15 protein-coding genes, 1 tRNA gene and 1 pseudogene are annotated in these 16,358 nt (G+C 73.1%); 10 read left to right on the top strand and 7 right to left on the bottom strand.

Going from position 1 to position 16,358, the window contains the following annotated elements; genetic code table 11:
• Both ACESL7_RS04400 and tspO read left to right on the top strand, forming a co-directional pair.
• The coding region (locus tag ACESL7_RS04400; protein WP_372891828.1) for a phytoene/squalene synthase family protein at window positions 1–577 on the top strand (577 nt) is incomplete at its 5' end.
• 58 nt (window positions 578–635) lie between these two features.
• Entirely contained in the window at window positions 636–1,118 is a 483-nt protein-coding gene (gene tspO, locus ACESL7_RS04405) for a tryptophan-rich sensory protein TspO (RefSeq protein WP_372891830.1), read from the top strand.
• 439 nt (window positions 1,119–1,557) lie between these two features.
• Here the strand turns inward: tspO and ACESL7_RS04410 are convergent.
• The 4 genes from ACESL7_RS04410 to ACESL7_RS04425 all read right to left on the bottom strand — a co-directional run bounded on the left by ACESL7_RS04410 (window position 1,558) and on the right by ACESL7_RS04425 (window position 5,699).
• Window positions 1,558–1,633 (bottom strand) — tRNA-Thr (locus tag ACESL7_RS04410).
• A 65-nt stretch (window positions 1,634–1,698) separates the two neighbouring features.
• Window positions 1,699–3,177: a heme biosynthesis protein HemY gene (locus ACESL7_RS04415; RefSeq protein WP_372891832.1), complete on the bottom strand. Its 1,479-nt coding sequence runs from the start codon at window positions 3,175–3,177 to the stop codon at window positions 1,699–1,701.
• Between the two features lie 11 nt (window positions 3,178–3,188).
• A complete protein-coding gene (locus tag ACESL7_RS04420) occupies window positions 3,189–4,907 on the bottom strand; it encodes a hypothetical protein (protein ID WP_372891834.1) in 1,719 nt (572 codons plus the stop codon).
• Window positions 4,908–4,958: 51 nt separating this feature from the next.
• Window positions 4,959–5,699 (bottom strand): uroporphyrinogen-III synthase, encoded by a 741-nt coding sequence (locus ACESL7_RS04425; protein ID WP_372891836.1) that lies wholly within the window; start codon window positions 5,697–5,699, stop codon window positions 4,959–4,961.
• Between the two features lie 65 nt (window positions 5,700–5,764).
• Here ACESL7_RS04425 and tsaD point away from each other — a divergent pair, with 65 nt between their 5' ends.
• The 3 genes from tsaD to ACESL7_RS04440 are packed head-to-tail and all read left to right on the top strand — an operon-like array spanning window position 5,765 to window position 8,228.
• Window positions 5,765–6,844: a tRNA (adenosine(37)-N6)-threonylcarbamoyltransferase complex transferase subunit TsaD gene (tsaD, locus tag ACESL7_RS04430; protein ID WP_372891838.1), complete on the top strand. Its 1,080-nt coding sequence runs from the start codon at window positions 5,765–5,767 to the stop codon at window positions 6,842–6,844.
• Window positions 6,841–7,797 carry an NAD(P)H-dependent glycerol-3-phosphate dehydrogenase gene (locus ACESL7_RS04435; RefSeq protein ID WP_372891840.1) on the top strand — a complete coding sequence of 319 codons (957 nt, stop codon included), beginning with the start codon at window positions 6,841–6,843 and terminating at the stop codon, window positions 7,795–7,797. Before tsaD ends, ACESL7_RS04435 begins: the two co-directional genes overlap by 4 nt.
• Window positions 7,798–7,808: 11 nt before the next feature.
• Window positions 7,809–8,228 (top strand): EVE domain-containing protein, encoded by a 420-nt coding sequence (locus ACESL7_RS04440; protein WP_372891842.1) that lies wholly within the window; start codon window positions 7,809–7,811, stop codon window positions 8,226–8,228.
• 467 nt (window positions 8,229–8,695) lie between these two features.
• On the opposite strand, the gene ACESL7_RS04445 is transcribed toward ACESL7_RS04440, so the two are convergent.
• On the bottom strand, window positions 8,696–10,318 hold the full coding sequence (locus tag ACESL7_RS04445; protein ID WP_372891844.1) for a DUF6504 family protein: 1,623 nt from the start codon (window positions 10,316–10,318) through the stop codon (window positions 8,696–8,698).
• A gap of 350 nt (window positions 10,319–10,668) precedes the next feature.
• Here ACESL7_RS04445 and ACESL7_RS04450 point away from each other — a divergent pair, with 350 nt between their 5' ends.
• The 4 genes from ACESL7_RS04450 to ACESL7_RS04465 all read left to right on the top strand — a co-directional run bounded on the left by ACESL7_RS04450 (window position 10,669) and on the right by ACESL7_RS04465 (window position 14,174).
• Complete coding sequence (locus ACESL7_RS04450) at window positions 10,669–11,100, top strand: c-type cytochrome (RefSeq protein ID WP_372891846.1); 432 nt, start codon at window positions 10,669–10,671, stop codon at window positions 11,098–11,100.
• A 252-nt stretch (window positions 11,101–11,352) separates the two neighbouring features.
• Window positions 11,353–12,480 (top strand): S-(hydroxymethyl)glutathione dehydrogenase/class III alcohol dehydrogenase, encoded by a 1,128-nt coding sequence (locus tag ACESL7_RS04455; protein ID WP_372891848.1) that lies wholly within the window; start codon window positions 11,353–11,355, stop codon window positions 12,478–12,480.
• A 4-nt stretch (window positions 12,481–12,484) separates the two neighbouring features.
• On the top strand, window positions 12,485–13,393 hold the full coding sequence (locus ACESL7_RS04460) for a GNAT family N-acetyltransferase (RefSeq protein WP_372891850.1): 909 nt from the start codon (window positions 12,485–12,487) through the stop codon (window positions 13,391–13,393).
• 58 nt (window positions 13,394–13,451) lie between these two features.
• Window positions 13,452–14,174 carry an NYN domain-containing protein gene (locus ACESL7_RS04465; protein WP_372891852.1) on the top strand — a complete coding sequence of 241 codons (723 nt, stop codon included), beginning with the start codon at window positions 13,452–13,454 and terminating at the stop codon, window positions 14,172–14,174.
• A gap of 39 nt (window positions 14,175–14,213) precedes the next feature.
• On the opposite strand, the gene ACESL7_RS04470 is transcribed toward ACESL7_RS04465, so the two are convergent.
• Window positions 14,214–14,876, bottom strand: coding sequence for a TetR/AcrR family transcriptional regulator (locus ACESL7_RS04470; RefSeq protein WP_372891854.1), 663 nt, complete (start codon window positions 14,874–14,876; stop codon window positions 14,214–14,216).
• A 123-nt stretch (window positions 14,877–14,999) separates the two neighbouring features.
• Between ACESL7_RS04470 and mbfA the strand changes: the two genes are divergently transcribed.
• Complete coding sequence (gene mbfA / locus ACESL7_RS04475; RefSeq protein WP_372891856.1) at window positions 15,000–15,974, top strand: iron exporter MbfA; 975 nt, start codon at window positions 15,000–15,002, stop codon at window positions 15,972–15,974.
• A gap of 227 nt (window positions 15,975–16,201) precedes the next feature.
• Here the strand turns inward: mbfA and ACESL7_RS04480 are convergent.
• Window positions 16,202–16,358, bottom strand: a pseudogene (locus ACESL7_RS04480) (thiamine ABC transporter ATP-binding protein); the annotation flags it as partial.

Here is a 16,358-nt window from a genome sequence, read left to right on the forward strand (position 1 = left end):
CGCGATGCAGCTGACCAACATCGCGCGCGACGTGGGCGAGGACGCGCGCGAGGGGCGGCTCTACCTTCCCCTCGATTGGCTGGAGGACGCCGGCGTCGACCCGGACGCCTTCATCGCCGACGCGGAGCCCACGGCGCCCGTCCGCGCGCTGGTGCGCCGCCTGCTGCGCGAGGCGGACGCGCTCTACGCCCGCTCCGAGGCCGGTGTGAAGCGCCTGCCGCTCCATGCGCGGCCGGGGATCTTCGCGGCGCGCTACATCTACGCGGGCATCAACGGGCGGATCGCGGCGGCGGACCACGACTCGGTGACGCGACGCGCGGTCACCAAGGGGCGGCACAAGGCCGGCTGGCTCGGCCTCGCCATGGTGCGCAGCGCCGCGACGCTCGTGATGCCGGTCTCGCCCCTTCTCTACGCGCGCCCGCTCCCCGAGACGGCCTTCCTCGTCGAGGCGGCAGCGGCCCCGGAGCCCGAGACGGGGGACTGGTCGGACCGGCTTTACGCCACACTGGCGCGCGCCAAGGCGCACGAGATCGACCGCCGGCAGCGGCTCCCCGGCGGGATGCGCCGCGCGGGCTGATCGCCGCAGACGCCCGTGCCACCTTGAACCGCGCGCCGCGGCAGTCTAGCTCAGTGCCATGGACTGGGTGATCTTCGCGATCCTGCTCGCCGCCTGTTTCGGTGCGGGCTCGACGGGTGGGCTTTTCTCGCCCGGCCCGTGGTATCGCGACCTGTCGAAGCCGGTCTGGACCCCGCCCGACTGGCTCTTCCCGGTCGCCTGGGTGATCATCTACATCTTCATGGCCGCCGCCGGGGCGCTCGCCGCCGGGCAGCCGGGGGCGGAGCTCGCGCTCGCGCTCTGGGCGCTTCAGATCGCGCTCAACGGGCTCTGGACGCCGGTGTTCTTCGGGCTGAAGCGGATCAAGCTCGGCATGGGCGTGCTCGCCGCGCTCTGGCTTTCCGTCGCGGCGACGCTCTGGGCGCTCTGGCAGGTCGACTGGCGCGCGGGCGCGCTCTTCGTGCCCTATCTCTCCTGGGTCTCGCTCGCCGGCGCGCTCAACCTCTCCGTCTGGCTCCGCAACCCCGAGGTCGCCGCGAACCCGCCGCCCATGCCGCGTTGAACGGCGGCGTACGCCACGCGAGGTCCGGAGGCGCCCCGGTCATCGTCACCGGGACGAGACACGACACGCGCCACCAGCCGTCGCGCCGGGAGGCCACACCCTGTCCCGCGGGTCACGCAGGCAAGCAAAACTGAAACGCCGGGTCCGCGCTTGGGGGACCGCGACTGCGGCACGGCGCTGACCGCCGCAGTTGCTCGTCAGCGCCCCCTCGCGCCTCGCATCCTGCGCGCGAGGCCCCCATGCCACCATGCAACACCAGTCACCGCCGACGACAGCGTGACACAGGCCAAGCGCGCCAGCATCCGCACCCTGGGCGCGCCGCCCGACCCGTACTTCGCCCCCCGCGAGCAGAGCACCGACCCGCAAGAACGCGGACTTTCCACACAGACCCGAACGCGGGACTGTCACCCGGACGAAATCCACGATTTTCCATCGAATGTGGTGCCGGTGAAGGGACTCGAACCCCTGACCCCATCATTACGAATGACGTGCTCTACCACCTGAGCTACACCGGCGCCGTGGGACGGGCGTTTAGCACCCCTCCTGGCGGTGCGAAAGCCCCTTTTCGCGGGTTCCCGGATCAGGTCGCGCGCTCCGGCTCGTCCCTGCTGTCGACCGTCTCCGCCTCCGGCGTTTCCGCGTCGTCCGCCCCCTCGCGGCCGGCGTCGGACCGCGCCGCGGCGCCCCCTGCCAGAACCAGCGGCAGCATGCTCGTGCCTGCGGGGACCGCGACGGCCTGCTCCGGCGGGCGGGTCCAGGCGAGCGTGTCGAAGGCCCCGCAGCTTTCGCAGACCGGCGCCCACTCGGCGTGGATGGCGTTGCAGTTGCCGCAGACCCACTGCGGCCCGCGCGGTGCCGTCACCGCCTTGGCGAGCCAGCCCTGCACCACGGCGTCCGATGCGCCCTCGCCCCGCTCGATGGCGGCCATGGTGGTCAGAACCCGCACGTCCGGGTCCGTCTCGACGAGGTCGCCGAGCGCGCGGCGCGCGGCCGGGAAATCCTCCGCGGCGATGTAGAGCTCGGCCAGCAGAAGCTTCGACTCCCGGTGCTCCGGCTTCGCCTTGACCAGCGTCTGGAAGCGCTTCACGCGCGCCTCGGGCGACTCGTCCGGCTCGATCTCGGCGAAGGCCGCGGCAAGGTCGGGATGCGGCTGCACGGCCCATGCCTTCATCAGGATGCGCGCGGCGTTGCGGCCCTTGCCCTGCGCGATGTAGCCACGCGCGGCCATGACGGCCGCCGGGATCAGGTCGGGCGACAGGCGGTTCGCCTCGATCGCGGCCTCGCGCGCCTTGATGTCGTTGCCCTCGTCCACGACGTCCTTCGCCTGCGACAGCGCCAGCACCGCGTCGCGGCGCTTGTGGACGTCGCGCGGCAGGGTGCCGTGCTTGAGCTTCGCCGCGAGCGTCTTGCGCGCGCCGGACCAGTCGTGCGCACCCGCCTGCAGGCGCAGGAGCAGGTCCTGCGTCTCCTCGTGGCGCGGCTTCAGCGCGAAGGCACGTTTCGCGAGCTGGAGCGCGGTGTCGGTGTCGCCCGCGGCGAGCTTCTGCTTCATCAGCCCGCGCACGCCCACGAAGCGTGTGCGGTCGTCCTCCACCAGCTTGCGGTAGATCTCCTGCGCGGTGCGGTCGTCCCCCGCGGCCTCGGCCGCCTGCGCGGTGATCAGGTTGGCGAGCTCGGGACGGTCGAGGTGCTTGGCGGCCTTGCGCGCCTCCACCATGGCCGCGCGCCCCTCGCCGGCGGCGAGCGCGTTGAGCGCCGCGGTGAGCTCCGTCAGGCCCTTGCGCGAGCGGTTGCGGTCGAAATGTCGGCTGAGCGCCGTCTCGTCGCCGTTGATGAAGCGCAGCGTCGCCACGAGGAGCGAGGCGAGCTTCAGGATCAGCCAGAGCGCGACGAGGAGCACCAGAAGCGCGATCGCCGATTCCAGCGCGCCGAGCGTGAACTCGGTCTGCGCGACGACGATGCGCACACCGCCCTCGGCCTCCATCAGCCAGAGCCCGCCGTAGGCGGCCGCGGCGACGATTGCGACGAAGAACAGGATCTTGAGCAGGGACCAGAGCATGACGGGGCGTCCTATTCTTCGTTGAGTGTCTCTGCGAGGGTCTCGGCGGCCTCGACCGCCGCGTTCCGGGTGCGCGCGGCCTCGGTCCAGTCGGCCAACTCGGCCTGCGCGGGCTCGGGAAGCGCCCCGATCTCTTCGAGCGCTCGGTCGAGCTCTCCGGCGTCGAGCGCCGCCTCGGCGCGGGAGAGGGTCGCGTCGGCATCCGCGCCCTCACGCGGGGCCACGGAGCGCGCGCCCAGCCGCTCGCGCAGGAAGGCGCCGACGCGGTCGGCCGGATCGTCGGGCGGGGCTTCGGCCTCGCGCGCGGCGGCGAGGGCCGCGCGCGCGGCGGGCGCGAAGCTGTCCTCGAGTTCGGAACGCGTCGCGACGCCGTCGGCGGCCGGGGCGGCGAGCGCGTCGGGCAGCGGCTGTTCGAGCGTGTCGTCCAGATCGCCGAGCGCCGCGGCATAGGGGACACCCGTGTCCAGCGCGGCGGTCACGCGCGAGAGCGCGGCCAGCGCGCCGGCCCGCCGCGCGGAGTCCTGCGCCTCCGCCTCGCGGGCGAGCACGTCGTCGGCGATCGAGGAGATCTCGGCGCGCTGCTCGGAGACCTGATCCATCAGCGCCTGAAGCTCGCGCTCGTAGGCGGCGATCGCCTCTTCCGACAGCGCACCCTCCATCGGCTGCTTCTCGAGCTCGGTGAGGCGGTCGTCGACCTCCGCGAAGCGGTCGTCAGTCGAGGCCGCGAGATCGTCCACACGCGCCGTCAGGTCGGAGAGGCCGGTGTCGAGCGCGTCGAGGCGGGTCTCGATCGGGGCAAGGTCGGGCTGTGCCGCCGCGATCTCGGCGCGCAGCGCCTCGATCTCCTCGTCCTGGGCATCGAGCGCGGCGCGCGTCTCGGCCCGGAAATCGGGCGTGTCGACGCCGGGAAAGGGCCAGCCCTCCGGCACGACGTAGCGCGCGGCGGCGAAGCCCACGACGGCGGCGAGCACCCCGCCGATCAGCGCGGGGATGACGCCGCCACGCTTGACGACAACCTCGCGCGGCGCCGGGTCGGCGCGGCTTTCGCGCGCGCCGGCACTGTCGGCGGTCGCGCCGCCGGCCGTACTCGCTGCGCCGGCGCCCGCCGCGGCGGCCCAGGGCGCAGGCGGGACCGGCGTCCCGGCATCGGCCTCGGGCGCGCTGGCGTCCCGGTCCGGGACGTCGGCATCGGTGGGCGCGCGGTCGTCGTCGCCACCCTCCGACGGGGCATCTGCGTCGGTTCGGGCCGTGTCGCCCTCGACGTCGGCGTGGTCGTCCGGGGTATCGTCGGCCCCGGTCGCGCCGGTCTCCGGCGCGGTCCCGTCTGACGACGCGGCAATCCGGCTTTCGACATCGCCGGCCGTGTCCGCCTCCCCCGTCGCGGGGTCGGCCGGCTCGACCGCCGGGCTCTCCTCCTCGGCAGGCGTCGGCGCGTCGGGCGTCGCCTCGACAGTCGCCGCACCGGCGGGCGTCATGTCATCAGGGGCGGGCGGCACGGTGGCATCCGCGGCCTCCGCGGGGCCCGGCTCGGCCTCCGCAGCGGATGCGCCGCCTGCATCGGTCACGTCGGGGCGAAGGCTCGCCTCGGGCTGCGCGTCCGGGCTGGCGGCGCCGGTGGCGGCCTCCCCGTCCTCGGCGGCATCGGGGCCGTCGTCCGGGGACTGCGTGCCTGGTTCCGCCGGATCGGAATCGCCATCGCCGGATGTCCGGCGCCTGTTCTTCTTCGCCACCGCGTCGTCCCTCTCGATTCCCTGACGGCCGCAACACCGCCGCATGGCAGCTTACCCGCCGGGTTCCGGTCCCTCAAGCCGTGCCGCGAGATCGAGCAGCGACACCACCGCGCGCAACATCGCGGGCGCGTCCGGCCGCTCGGCCACCATCAGCCGCGCCGATGGCAGATGGGCCACCTCGCGCGCGACCGGCGCGCTCATCGCCGCGAGAAGAAGCGGCGCACGGCCCCGATGCTGCGCCGCGAACTGCCCCGCCGTGCGCGGCGAGAAGAGCGGCACCACCACCGGCGCGCCGCCGTCGAGCGCCTGCGCCGCCGCGTCGGTGAGCGGCAACAGGATCTGGCGGTAGAGCACCGCCTCCTCGGCATCGAGCCCGGCGGCGCGCAGCTTCTGCGCCACCTCCCCGCGGGCATGCTCCCCGTGCACGTGCAGCAGGCGCCCACCCGGCCGCGCGCGCGTCAGCGTCTCGACCAGCGCACGCGCATCGCCGCCCGCCGCCCGGGGCGCAAGCCCGGCACGGCGCGCGGCTTCCGCCGTGGCCTCTCCCACCGCCCAGGCGGGACGGTCGCGCGGCCCACCGGCCGCGACATAGGCCCGCACCCCGTTGGCGGAGGTGAAGACGAGCGCCGCAACCCCCGTCATGTCGGGCAGTCGCCCGGCATAGTCGACCCGGATCAGGGGGGCCGTCAGCACGCGCGGCATGCGCGCGTCCATGACGCCGCGGAGCTGAGCCGCGAAGCGATCCGAGGCTTCGACCGGTCGGGTGAGCAGGAGCGTCGGGGTCTGGTCCATCGGGCGGGATTGTGGGGCCGCGGCGCGGGTGGTAGCAAGGGCCTTTCCCGGCAGGCGCGCGAACGATGGGCGACAGGCTGACGATACTCGGGCTGGAAAGCAGCTGCGACGACACCGCCGCGGCCGTGGTCCGCCAGGCCGCCGACAGGGCCGACATCCTGTCCTCCGTGGTGCTGGGCCAAGGCGATCTGCACGCGGCCTTCGGCGGCGTCGTCCCGGAGATCGCCGCCCGCGCCCATGCCGAGAAGCTCGACCTCGCCGTGCGCCGCACGCTGGGGGAGGCGGGGCTCGCGCTCGCCGACATGGACGCGGTCGCGGTCACCGCCGGCCCGGGGCTGATCGGCGGCGTGCTCGCCGGCGTGATGCTCGCCAAGGGGCTCGCGGCGGGCGCCGGGCTGCCGCTCGTCGGCGTGAACCATCTCGCCGCGCATGCGCTGACGCCGCGGCTGACGAATGCCCTCGCCTATCCCTACCTGATGCTTCTCGTCTCCGGCGGGCACTGCCAGCTTCTGGAGGTGCGCGGGCCGGAGGCGTTCACCCGCCTCGGCGGCACCATCGACGACGCGCCGGGGGAGGCCTTCGACAAGGTCGCGCGCCTCTTGGGCCTGCCGCAGCCCGGCGGCCCGGCGGTGGAGCGCGAGGCCGCGGCGGGCGATGCCGCGCGCTTTCCGCTGCCCCGCCCGCTCCTCGACAAGCCGGACTGTGCGATGTCCTTTTCGGGGCTGAAAACCGCCGTGCTGCGCCAGCGCGACCGCCTCGTCGCCGCGCAAGGCGGGCTGACGCGGGCCGATCGCGCCGACCTCTGCGCAGGGTTTCAGGCGGCGGTGGCCGACGTTCTGGCCGAAAAGACCCGCCGCGCGCTGGCGACAGGCCGGATGCCCGCGCTCGCCGTCGCCGGGGGAGTCGCGGCGAACGCCGCGATCCGTGCGGCCCTGGAGCGGATCGCGGCCGAGGCCGGGGCCGGCTACGTCGCGCCGCCGCTCCGGCTCTGCACCGACAACGCGGCGATCGTGGCCTACGCCGGGGCGGAGCTTTTCCGCGCGGGCCGGCGCGACGGGCCGGAGCTCGCGGCGCGGCCCCGCTGGCCGCTCGACGCGCGCAGCCCCGCGCTCATCGGCGGGGGCCGGAAAGGGGCGAAGGCATGAGCGTCGGCGTCCTCGGCGCGGGGGCCTTCGGCACGGCGCTCGCCATCGTGCTCGCCGGGGCGGGCCGGCCGGTCACGCTCTGGGCGCGCGAGGGGGCGGCGGCGATGCAGACCGCGCGCGAGAACGCCCGCCGCCTGCCGGGTCCTCCCTTCCCCGAGGCGCTGACGGCGACCGGCGACCTGGCCGAAGCCGCGGCAGCGGAGACGCTGCTGCTTGCCGTGCCGATGCAGCGCCTGCGCGCGCTCGCCGAGGGGAACGCGGCACGGCTCGGCGACCGCCCGCTCGTCGCCTGCTGCAAGGGCGTGGAGCTCGGCACGACGCTGGGGCCGGCCGGCGTGCTGGCCGAGGTGCTGCCTGACGCACCTCGCGCGGTTCTGACCGGCCCCTCCTTCGCCGCCGACATCGCGGCGGGACTGCCCACGGCGCTGACGCTCGCCTGCGCCGACGCGGACCTCGGCGCGCGGCTGCAGGCGCAGCTTTCCACGCCGACGCTGCGGCTCTACCGTACCGAGGACGTGACCGGCGCGGAACTGGGCGGCGGGCTGAAGAACGTGATCGCCATCGCCTGCGGCGCCGCCATGGGCGCAGGACTGGGCGAGAGCGCGCGGGCGGCGCTGATGACCCGCGGCTTCGCCGAGATGAACCGCATGGCGCAGGCGCTCGGCGCGGAGCCCACGACGCTCGCCGGGCTTTCCGGCTTCGGCGACCTCGTGCTGACCTGCACCTCGGAAGGGTCGCGCAACTATCGCTTCGGCCTCGCCCTCGGGCGCGGCACGGAGGCCGCCGCCGAGACGGTGGAGGGTGCGCCGACGGCCCGCGCGGTGGCCGAGCGCGCCCGGCGGCTCGGGGTGGAGATGCCGATCACCGAGGCGGTCGTCGCGGTGCTCGACGGGCGCATGGCGCTCCGGGCCGCGATGGACGCGCTCCTCGCGCGGCCGCTCAGGGAGGAATGAAGGAGGCGGCGATGCGCTACTGGCTGTTCAAGTCCGAGCCCGAGACATGGTCCTGGCAGGATCAGGTGGCCCGGGGCGAGGCGGGCGAGGAATGGGACGGCGTGCGCAACTATCAGGCGCGCAACATGATGCGGGAGATGGCGTTGGGCGACCGCGGCTTCTTCTATCATTCGCAGAAAGAGAAAGCGGTCGTCGGCATCGTGGAGGTGATCGCCGAGGCGCACCCCGACAGCACCACGGAGGATCCCCGGTGGGAATGCGTCGACGTGAAGGCGGTGCGCCCCGTCGTGCGGCCCGTGACGCTTGCCGAGATCAAGGCGGAGCCGCGGCTTTCCGAAATGGCCCTCGTGAGGCGCGCCCGCCTCTCGGTGCAGCCGGTCACGGAAGAGGAATGGCGCCTCGTCTGCGCGATGGGCGACACCGCGCCCTGAGCCACCGGGCAGCGGAGGGCCCGGCACGGCCGGGACCCTCCGTCACCCCCGGCGCTCCCACGCACCGACGGAAACCGTTGGACGTCACCGGCCATCCTGGCCTTGGCGAGCAGGGTACCGCAGCCCGCGGCGGCGCGCCAAACACGGAATGCAGCGCATTTGCCTCAAAGGGCGCTGACGATGCGTGGCTGCAAGACCGCCATCGGGAAGGTGACGCCCATAGGCCGATCACGACCTTTCAGGGCTTTCCCAACCGAATGCTGACCATGTCGGCACATCGCGATGCCGGGGGCAGAAGCCATCAACCTCACCGATATCGGGAGCGCGTGCGACCTTTCCTGCGACGGTCGTTCGCCACATCGGCGGTTTCCGGGTTCGTCGCTCGCGGCAGGGCCCTCCCACGTCCCGACCCAAGCGCACGGATGGAGACCCGGAAGAACGTCCGGCAGCCTGCCTGACCGCGTTCCTCAGGCGAAGGCGCCATGACAGAACCAGCCCGCCGACATCGCCCCCCCGTGAGCGTAGCAGAGCCAGAGCCGGTCGCCCTCCGCGCAGGTGACGCGCCAGTAGTCGCGCGCGCCGGTGCGCCAGTCGGGATCGTCCAGCCACCACTCGGGCGAGAGGCGCTCCGGCCCCTCGGCCGCCGCCACGGTCAGCACCCGTCCGCGCCAGCGGAAGCGCGCGGGCGGCACGGGATCGTCCGGCGCCGCCACCGGCTCAGGCCGCCACAGGAGGAGCGGGCGCGGCGCCGGCGGCACGGGCCAGTCCGCCCGATGCGGCGCCGACCACGCGGCGGCGAGCACCGTCGCCGTCTTTTCGGGAATGTGGCTGTCGGCCGGATGGCGTCGGGTGATCGCCTCGAGCCCGATGCGCGCGCCGAGCCGCCCGACCAGGTCGTCGACCGCCGCCTCCGGCGCAGGACCGCGCGCCGCGTCCAGATGCCCGGCCGGATCGCGCGGCGTCACCGGCTCGGTCTCCACCGCCTCGAGGCGCAGCCTGTCGATGCCGAAACCCGCATCGATCTCCCCGATCTTCAGCGCGAAGAGCGGGCGCATGCGGTCGGGCGCCGCCGCCGGCCGGGCGAGGCCCACCTCCACCATTTCCGTCGCGTGATCGCTGCGCAGCGCCTCGAGCCGGAGCCGCCGCGCGCCGCGCCCGGCCTCCACGAGCCGCGCGCAGACCCGCTCCATCAGCCGGTCGAGTCCCGCCATGATGTCGGCCTCGCGCCCGATGGGCTCGGGAAACGAGAGCCGCGCGGCATGGGCCCGCGGCGGCGGCGCGGGGGAGACCGGCTCCGGCGCGGCGCCGAGCGCCTGATCCAGCCGCGCGACCAGCCCGGGGCCGAAGCGCCGCGCCAGCGCCGCGCGCGGCTGCCCGGCCAGATCGCCGATGCGGCGCAGGCCGAGGCGCGACAGCTGCTCGGCCACCTCCTGCTCGATTCGGAGCGCGGCGACGGGCAGGTCCGCGAGCGCCGTGCGCGTCTGCCCTGGCGGAGCGATACGCCCGCCCGCACGCAGCGCCGGGCCGGACCCGCGACGGCGCGGCGCGGCCTTCGAGCGGGTGGCGCGCGCTTCCTGCGCGATGGCGTCGCCGCTGCGCGCGGGCGCCGGGCCGCCGCCCCCGTAGCGCGCCAGCGCCCAGGCCGCGCCCGGCGTGTCCGCGATCGCGCAGCGCAGCGTGAGCCCGAAGCCCGCACAATCCTCCGCCAGCCGGTCGACCATCGCGGCCTCGCCACCGAAGAGATGCGCGCAGCCGGTGATGTCGGCCACGAGCCCGTCGGGCGGCGCCTCCGCCACCCAGGGGCTCACCTGTCCCGCCCAGCGCCGGAGCGCCGAGAGAAAGGCCACCTCGACGGCAGGGCTCGCCCGGCGCGTGACCAGGCCGGGACAGACCGCCATCGCGTCGGCGAGCGGCTGGCCGCGGAGGACGCCGGCGGCCTCGGCCGCGGCGGAGAGCGCGACCACCACCTGCCGCTGACCCGCATCCCGGACCACGGCGAGCGACGCATCCGGCCCTGCCGCCCCGAGACGCAGGAGGCGCTCGGCCGCGAGCCGGGGAAACCAGAGCGACAGGATACGACGGGCGGGCATCGGAGGGCAGCACGATGTTCGCTTTTTGTTCGATCTCTCTCTAGATGCCGGCCGGTCCGGAGTCGAGTCGCGCCCGGCGCCTGCGCCGGGCCGGGACGGAGGGGGGCTGTCTGCCCCCCTCTTGGCCTGGCGGCCAATTCACCCCCCGAGAGTATTTGGGCCAAGATGATGGACCTGCATCGCCCCATCATCTTGGTGAAAATACTCCGGGGAGCGCGAGGGGCAGCGCCCCTCGCCACGGGCGAGGACATGCGGCCGCAAGGCCGCGCCGCCGGGCACGGGGACGGGCACCGGTTGCATCGGTCAGCAGATCGCCTAGCCTCGACCCTTGTCCAACCACGGAGGCCACCATGCGCAGACCGGTCGCGCTCGTTCTTTTGTTCGCTGCGGGCGCAGCGCTCGCTCACGAGGGTGTCGAGAACCCCGCGGTGATGGCGCGCATGGAACTGATGAAGGACGTCGGCACGGCGACGGGGACGCTCGGCGAGATGGTGAAGGGCGAGACCCCCTTCGACGCGGCGCGCGCGGCGGAGGCGCGGGCGGCGCTCATCGACGCCGCGGACCGGGTGCCGACGCTGTTCGAGGCGCGGGAGACGGACCCGGAGAGCGAGGCGTTGCCTGCCGTCTGGGAGGACTGGGACGGCTTCGTCGCAAGCGCCATGGAGATGCAGGACGCCGCCCGGGGGCTCGAGACCGGAAGCGCGGAGGCGCTCCGTGCGCGTTTCGGCGACCTCGGGCAGACTTGCCGCGCCTGCCACGAGGACTACCGACTGGACGACTGACTGACGCCTCCGACCGTCGCGGGGCGCGGCCGAGGGGGCGCCCCGCGGATGTGTCGGCATCGCGGGTGGCGGGGAGCTGTCTGCCTGCGCACCCGGGCTGCCGATGGCGCGGCGGCGGCGCGGCCACCGCTGTCCGGTGCGGGGCGGTCCCGAGCCGCCGATCCGCCCAGGCTGCGCTTGACGCCCGGTGGCGCGTTGCAAAGGCGGCGCGCGTGGCGCAGGCTCGCGGGCAAGCAACGCAAGGAGGAGCGCATGCGGACCAAAGCCGCCGTGGCCCTGGAGGCCGGCAAGCCGCTGGAGATCATGGACGTCAACCTCGAGGGGCCGAAGGCCGGCGAGGTCCTGGTCGAGATCAAGGCGACCGGCATCTGCCATACCGACGAATTCACCCGCTCCGGGGCCGATCCCGAGGGGCTCTTTCCGGCGATCCTCGGCCACGAGGGCGCGGGCGTCGTCATGGAGGTGGGCGAGGGCGTGACCAGCGTTAAGCCGGGCGATCACGTCATCCCGCTCTACACGCCGGAGTGCCGCGCCTGCCCCTCCTGCCTCAGCCGCAAGACGAACCTCTGCACCGCGATCCGGTCGACGCAGGGGCAGGGGCTGATGCCCGACGGCACCTCGCGCTTCTCGACGCTCGACGGCGATCCGCTCTTTCACTACATGGGCTGCTCGACCTTCGCCAACCACACGGTCCTGCCCGAGATCGCGGTGGCGAAGATCCGCGAGGACGCGCCCTTCGACAAGGTCTGCTACATCGGCTGCGGCGTGACGACGGGCGTCGGCGCGGTGATCAACACCGCCAAGGTGGAGATCGGCGCCAAGGCCGCGGTCTTCGGTCTCGGCGGCATCGGGCTCAACGTGATCCAGGGCCTGCGCATGGCGGGCGCCGACATGATCATCGGGGTCGACATCAACCCCGAGAAGAAGGCCAAGGCCGAGTATTTCGGCATGACGCATTTCATCAACCCGAACGAGGTCGAGAACGTCGCGCAGGAGATCGTCGAGCTCACGAAGACGAAGGCCGACCGGATCGGCGGCGCGGACTATTCCTTCGACTGCACCGGCAACGTCGAGGTCATGCGCGCCGCGCTGGAATGCACGCACCGCGGCTGGGGCGAATCGGTGATCATCGGCGTCGCGCCCGCGGGGGCCGAGATCTCCACCCGCCCCTTCCAGCTGGTGACGGGCCGCGTCTGGAAGGGCTCGGCCTTCGGGGGCGCGCGCGGGCGCACGGACGTGCCGCAGATCGTCGAGTGGTACATGGACGGCAAGATCGAGATCGACCCGATGATCACGCACACGCTGAGCCTCGACCAGATCAACACCGGCTTCGACCTGATGCACGCGGGCGAATCGATCCGGTCGGTCGTCGTCTACTGAGGCGGTGAGCGGCCCCGTCCACGACACCGCGGCGATGATCGCCGGCATGGCGCCCCTCCTCGCGGAGGGGTGCTACGTCTTTGCCCAGACCGAGACCCCCGCGCTGCTCGCGCAGGCCTTCGCCGTGGTGCGCGAGGACGAGGGGACGACGGCGGTGCTGCCCGTGCAGGTGGCGCGCGGCGCGGGCCTCGCGCCCGGGCCGGAGTGGGCGCGGATCACGCTGACGGTGCACTCGGCGCTCGACGGCGTGGGGCTGACGGCGGCGGTGGCGCAGGCGCTCGCCGGGGCGGAGATCCCCTGCAACGTGGTGGCGGGCGCGCGGCACGATCACCTCTTCGTGCCGGCCGCGCAGGGAGAGGCGGCGCTGGCGCGGCTCCGGGCCCTGTCCGGGGCGGGGCTGGCGGCGCCCCCGGCCCCGGCTCCCGAGGGGCTGACGATCCGCCCCGCCGCGCCTTCGGACGACGACGCGATCTGGGCGGTCCTGAAGCCGGCGGTGGAGGCCGGCGAGAGCTTCGCCGTCGCCCCGGAGGCCGGGCGCGCGGGCGCCTTCGCCTACTTCCGCCCGCCGGGGGCCGAGGTCTTCGTCGCCGAGCGCGCGGGCCGCGTTCTCGGCGCCTACGCGCTCAAGCCCAACCAGGGCGGCGGCGGCGATCACACCGCCAACGCGGCCTATTGCACCGCGCCGGAAGCGCGCGGGCAGGGCGTGGCGCGCGCGATGCTCGCCCAGTCACTGGAGACCGCCCGCGCGCTTGGCTTCACGGCCATGCAGTTCAACTTCGTCGTGGCGACCAACACCCGCGCGATCGAGACCTGGGCGCGCGCGGGCTTCGCCGTGGTGGGCCGGCTGCCCGGCGCCTTCCGGCACCCGACCGCAGGCGCCGTGGACGCGCTGGTGATGCACCGTCGGCTCTGAGCGCATTGTCCCCGCCCGCGCGATGCGCGATGGTGGCCTCCGCAGCACCGGAGGGCCCATGGCCGACGACGACCGCACCAAGCTCCTTGCCGTCCTGATCGACGCGGACAACGTGCCGGCGAAATACGCCCGCGCGATTCTCAAGGAGATCACGAAATACGGCGAGCCGGGGCTGCGGCGGGTCTACGGCGACTGGTCGAACCAGCGGCTCTCGGGCTGGATCCGGACGGCGCAGGAACTCGGCCTCGTCCAGCACCAGCAGACCGCGAACACCAAGGGCAAGAACGCCTCGGACATCGGGCTCGTGATCGACGCGATGGACATCCTGCACGCGGGCCATTTCGACGGCTTCGTGCTGGTCTCGTCCGACAGCGACTTCACGCGCCTCGCCTCGCGCATCCGCGAGCAGGGGCTGACCGTGATCGTCATCGGCGAGGCGAAGGCGCCGGATTCGCTCAAGAACGCCTGCAACCGTTTCGTCGCGATCGAGAACATCTACGAGGACGACAGCAAGCCCGCGCAGGAGAAGGCGGCCGAGAAGCTCACCGGTAACTCGCTGAGCGAGGCACGCACCCTCTTCTTCGACGCGATGGAGAAGCTCGACGCCGAGGACGAGTGGTTCCCCCTCGGCCGGATCGGCCAGCAGATTCAGGCCGATCACCCGGATTTCGACACGCGCACCTACGGCAAGCGCAAGCTCTCGGACCTCGTGGGCGAGCTCAAGGTCTTCGAGACCAAGCGCGGGCCCAACAACCAGCTCCTTGTCCGCCGGGTGGACTAGGCGAGATTTTTCGTACGAAAAATCTCCCGCGGCGTGCACCTAGCCGCGATCCACGCCGGCCCGCGATTTTTCGTACGAAAAATCGCCGCATCCGTAGCGCGCCATGAAGGTCTCCACCGCGCCGTCGATCACGCGCGTCACCTCCGCCTCCGAGAAGTGCCGGTCGATCCCGAAGACCAGCCGCGGCCACAGGTCGGCCTTGCAGAGCTCCGCGAACTGATCGGCAGCGAGATCGAAGTCGTCGATGGCGAGCTCGCCGCGCCCGACCGCGCCACGCAGGTAGTCCTTGATCCGCGCGCGCACGAGCGCCGGACCGCTTTCGTAGAACTCCCGCCCGAGCTCGGGAAAGCGGTCGGCCTCGGCCACGCAGACTCGGAAGACGCGCTGCCCGAACTCCGAGAGCACGAAGTCGAGCATCCGCCGCGCGGCGAAATGCAGCACCTCGCGCGGGGGCGCGGCGAGATCGATGAGATGCGCCGATTCGGCCGCCTGCTGCGCGCATTCGGTGCGCGCCACCTCCATGAACAGAAGCCGCTTGTCGGCGAAGTAGCTGTAGAGGGTGGCCTTGCTGACGCCGGCCGCGCGCGCGATGGCGTCGACGCTCGCCCCCTCGTAACCGTCGGCCATGAAGACCCGGCGCGCGCCCTCGAGCACCTGATCGTACTTGCGGCCTCTCCGGCCCGCGCGGGCGGGTGCGTTCATGGGGACTCCTCCTGCCCGCGACAACATAAACCGTTCGGTTCAGTTCCGGCAAGCGCGCTGCGGGGTTGCCGCCGGCACTGAACCAATTAGTTTGGAACTATTCTAAATCTTGGGGCAGGAGCCATGCGTTTCTTCAGTCAACGCCGCCATTTCGCCGACCTCTCCGAACGCGAGATCCTCGCGCTCGCCATCTCGTCGGAAGAGGACGACGCCCGCATCTACCGCACCTACGCCGACCGCCTGCGCACCGACTACCCCGACACCGCCCATGTGTTCGAGGGCATGGCCGCGGAGGAGGACCAGCACCGCCAGCGCCTGATCGCCCTGCACGAGACGCGCTTCGGCGAGACCATCCCGCTCATCCGCCGCGAGCATGTCGCCGGCTTCTACGCGCGCCGGCCCGTCTGGCTCGTCGAAAACCTCGGGATCGAGCGCATCCGCGCCGAGGCCGAGATGATGGAGCAGGAGGCCGAACACTTCTATCACAAGGCCGCGCAGCGCAGCGCGGATGCCGCGACGCGCAGGCTGCTCGGCGATCTCGCCGCGGCGGAATCGGCGCATCAGACGGTCGCCGACACGCTCGCCGACACGCATCTCGGCGATGAGTCGAAGAGCGCGGAAGACCGCACCGCGCGGCGCCAGTTCGTCCTGACATGGGTGCAGCCGGGCCTCGCCGGGCTGATGGACGGCTCGGTCTCGACCCTCGCGCCGATCTTCGCCACCGCCTTCGCCACGCAGGACACCTGGACAACCTTCCTCGTCGGCCTCGCCGCCTCCGTCGGCGCCGGCATCTCCATGGGCTTCACCGAGGCCGCCTCGGATGACGGCGAACTCTCGGGCCGCGGCTCGCCCTGGAAACGCGGCATCGCCTCGGGCGTGATGACGACGCTCGGCGGGCTCGGACACGCGCTGCCATACCTGATCCCGGAGTTCCGGACCGCCACGGCGCTGGCGGTGCTCGTCGTCTTCGTCGAGCTCTGGGCGATCGCCTGGATCCAGAACCGCTACATGGACACGCCGTTCTTCCGCGCGGCCTTCCAGGTGGTCCTCGGCGGCGCGCTCGTCTTCGCCGCCGGCGTGCTGATCGGAAGCGGCTGAAGCGCGCGTCCTGTGCACGCCCTTGCCCCCGGCGGCGCGGCCTTGCGGCCGCATGTCCTCGCCCGGGCGAGGGGCGCTGCCCCTCGCGCTCCCCGGAGTATTTTCGCCAAGATGATGGAGCTGCGCCCGTCTCTTCTTCTTGGGTCAAATATCCTCGGGGGGTGAATTGGCCGAAGGCCAAGAGGGGGGCAGACAGCCCCCCTCGTCGCACCGCACCCCGCCAGCGCTCAGCCGAGATACGCGCGCAGCGCCGGCGGCGGGTCGGCGAAAAGGCGCTCCGTCGGCTCGGGTGCTTGCGCCCGCCCCTCGGCCACCAGCACGACCGCGTCGGCGATCCGCCGTGCGTCCTCCGGCGCATGGCTCACCATCAGCACCGTCGCGCCC

The sequence above is a fragment of the Rhodosalinus sp. genome, from assembly GCF_041685465.1.
GTDB lineage: Bacteria > Pseudomonadota > Alphaproteobacteria > Rhodobacterales > Rhodobacteraceae > Rhodosalinus.

What these genes read in the sequence shown, in the direction of transcription:
- mbfA (WP_372891856.1), top strand. Translation starts at nt 15,000, where the DNA reads ATGCGTTTCTTCAGTCAACGCCGCCATTTCGCCGACCTCTCCGAACGC.
- tspO (WP_372891830.1), top strand. Translation starts at nt 636, where the DNA reads ATGGACTGGGTGATCTTCGCGATCCTGCTCGCCGCCTGTTTCGGTGCG.
- ACESL7_RS04470 (WP_372891854.1), bottom strand. Translation starts at nt 14,876, where the DNA reads ATGAACGCACCCGCCCGCGCGGGCCGGAGAGGCCGCAAGTACGATCAG.
- ACESL7_RS04450 (WP_372891846.1), top strand. Translation starts at nt 10,669, where the DNA reads ATGCGCAGACCGGTCGCGCTCGTTCTTTTGTTCGCTGCGGGCGCAGCG.
- ACESL7_RS04425 (WP_372891836.1), bottom strand. Translation starts at nt 5,699, where the DNA reads ATGGACCAGACCCCGACGCTCCTGCTCACCCGACCGGTCGAAGCCTCG.
- tsaD (WP_372891838.1), top strand. Translation starts at nt 5,765, where the DNA reads ATGGGCGACAGGCTGACGATACTCGGGCTGGAAAGCAGCTGCGACGAC.
- ACESL7_RS04415 (WP_372891832.1), bottom strand. Translation starts at nt 3,177, where the DNA reads ATGCTCTGGTCCCTGCTCAAGATCCTGTTCTTCGTCGCAATCGTCGCC.
- ACESL7_RS04440 (WP_372891842.1), top strand. Translation starts at nt 7,809, where the DNA reads ATGCGCTACTGGCTGTTCAAGTCCGAGCCCGAGACATGGTCCTGGCAG.
- ACESL7_RS04455 (WP_372891848.1), top strand. Translation starts at nt 11,353, where the DNA reads ATGCGGACCAAAGCCGCCGTGGCCCTGGAGGCCGGCAAGCCGCTGGAG.
- ACESL7_RS04435 (WP_372891840.1), top strand. Translation starts at nt 6,841, where the DNA reads ATGAGCGTCGGCGTCCTCGGCGCGGGGGCCTTCGGCACGGCGCTCGCC.
- ACESL7_RS04465 (WP_372891852.1), top strand. Translation starts at nt 13,452, where the DNA reads ATGGCCGACGACGACCGCACCAAGCTCCTTGCCGTCCTGATCGACGCG.
- ACESL7_RS04445 (WP_372891844.1), bottom strand. Translation starts at nt 10,318, where the DNA reads ATGCCCGCCCGTCGTATCCTGTCGCTCTGGTTTCCCCGGCTCGCGGCC.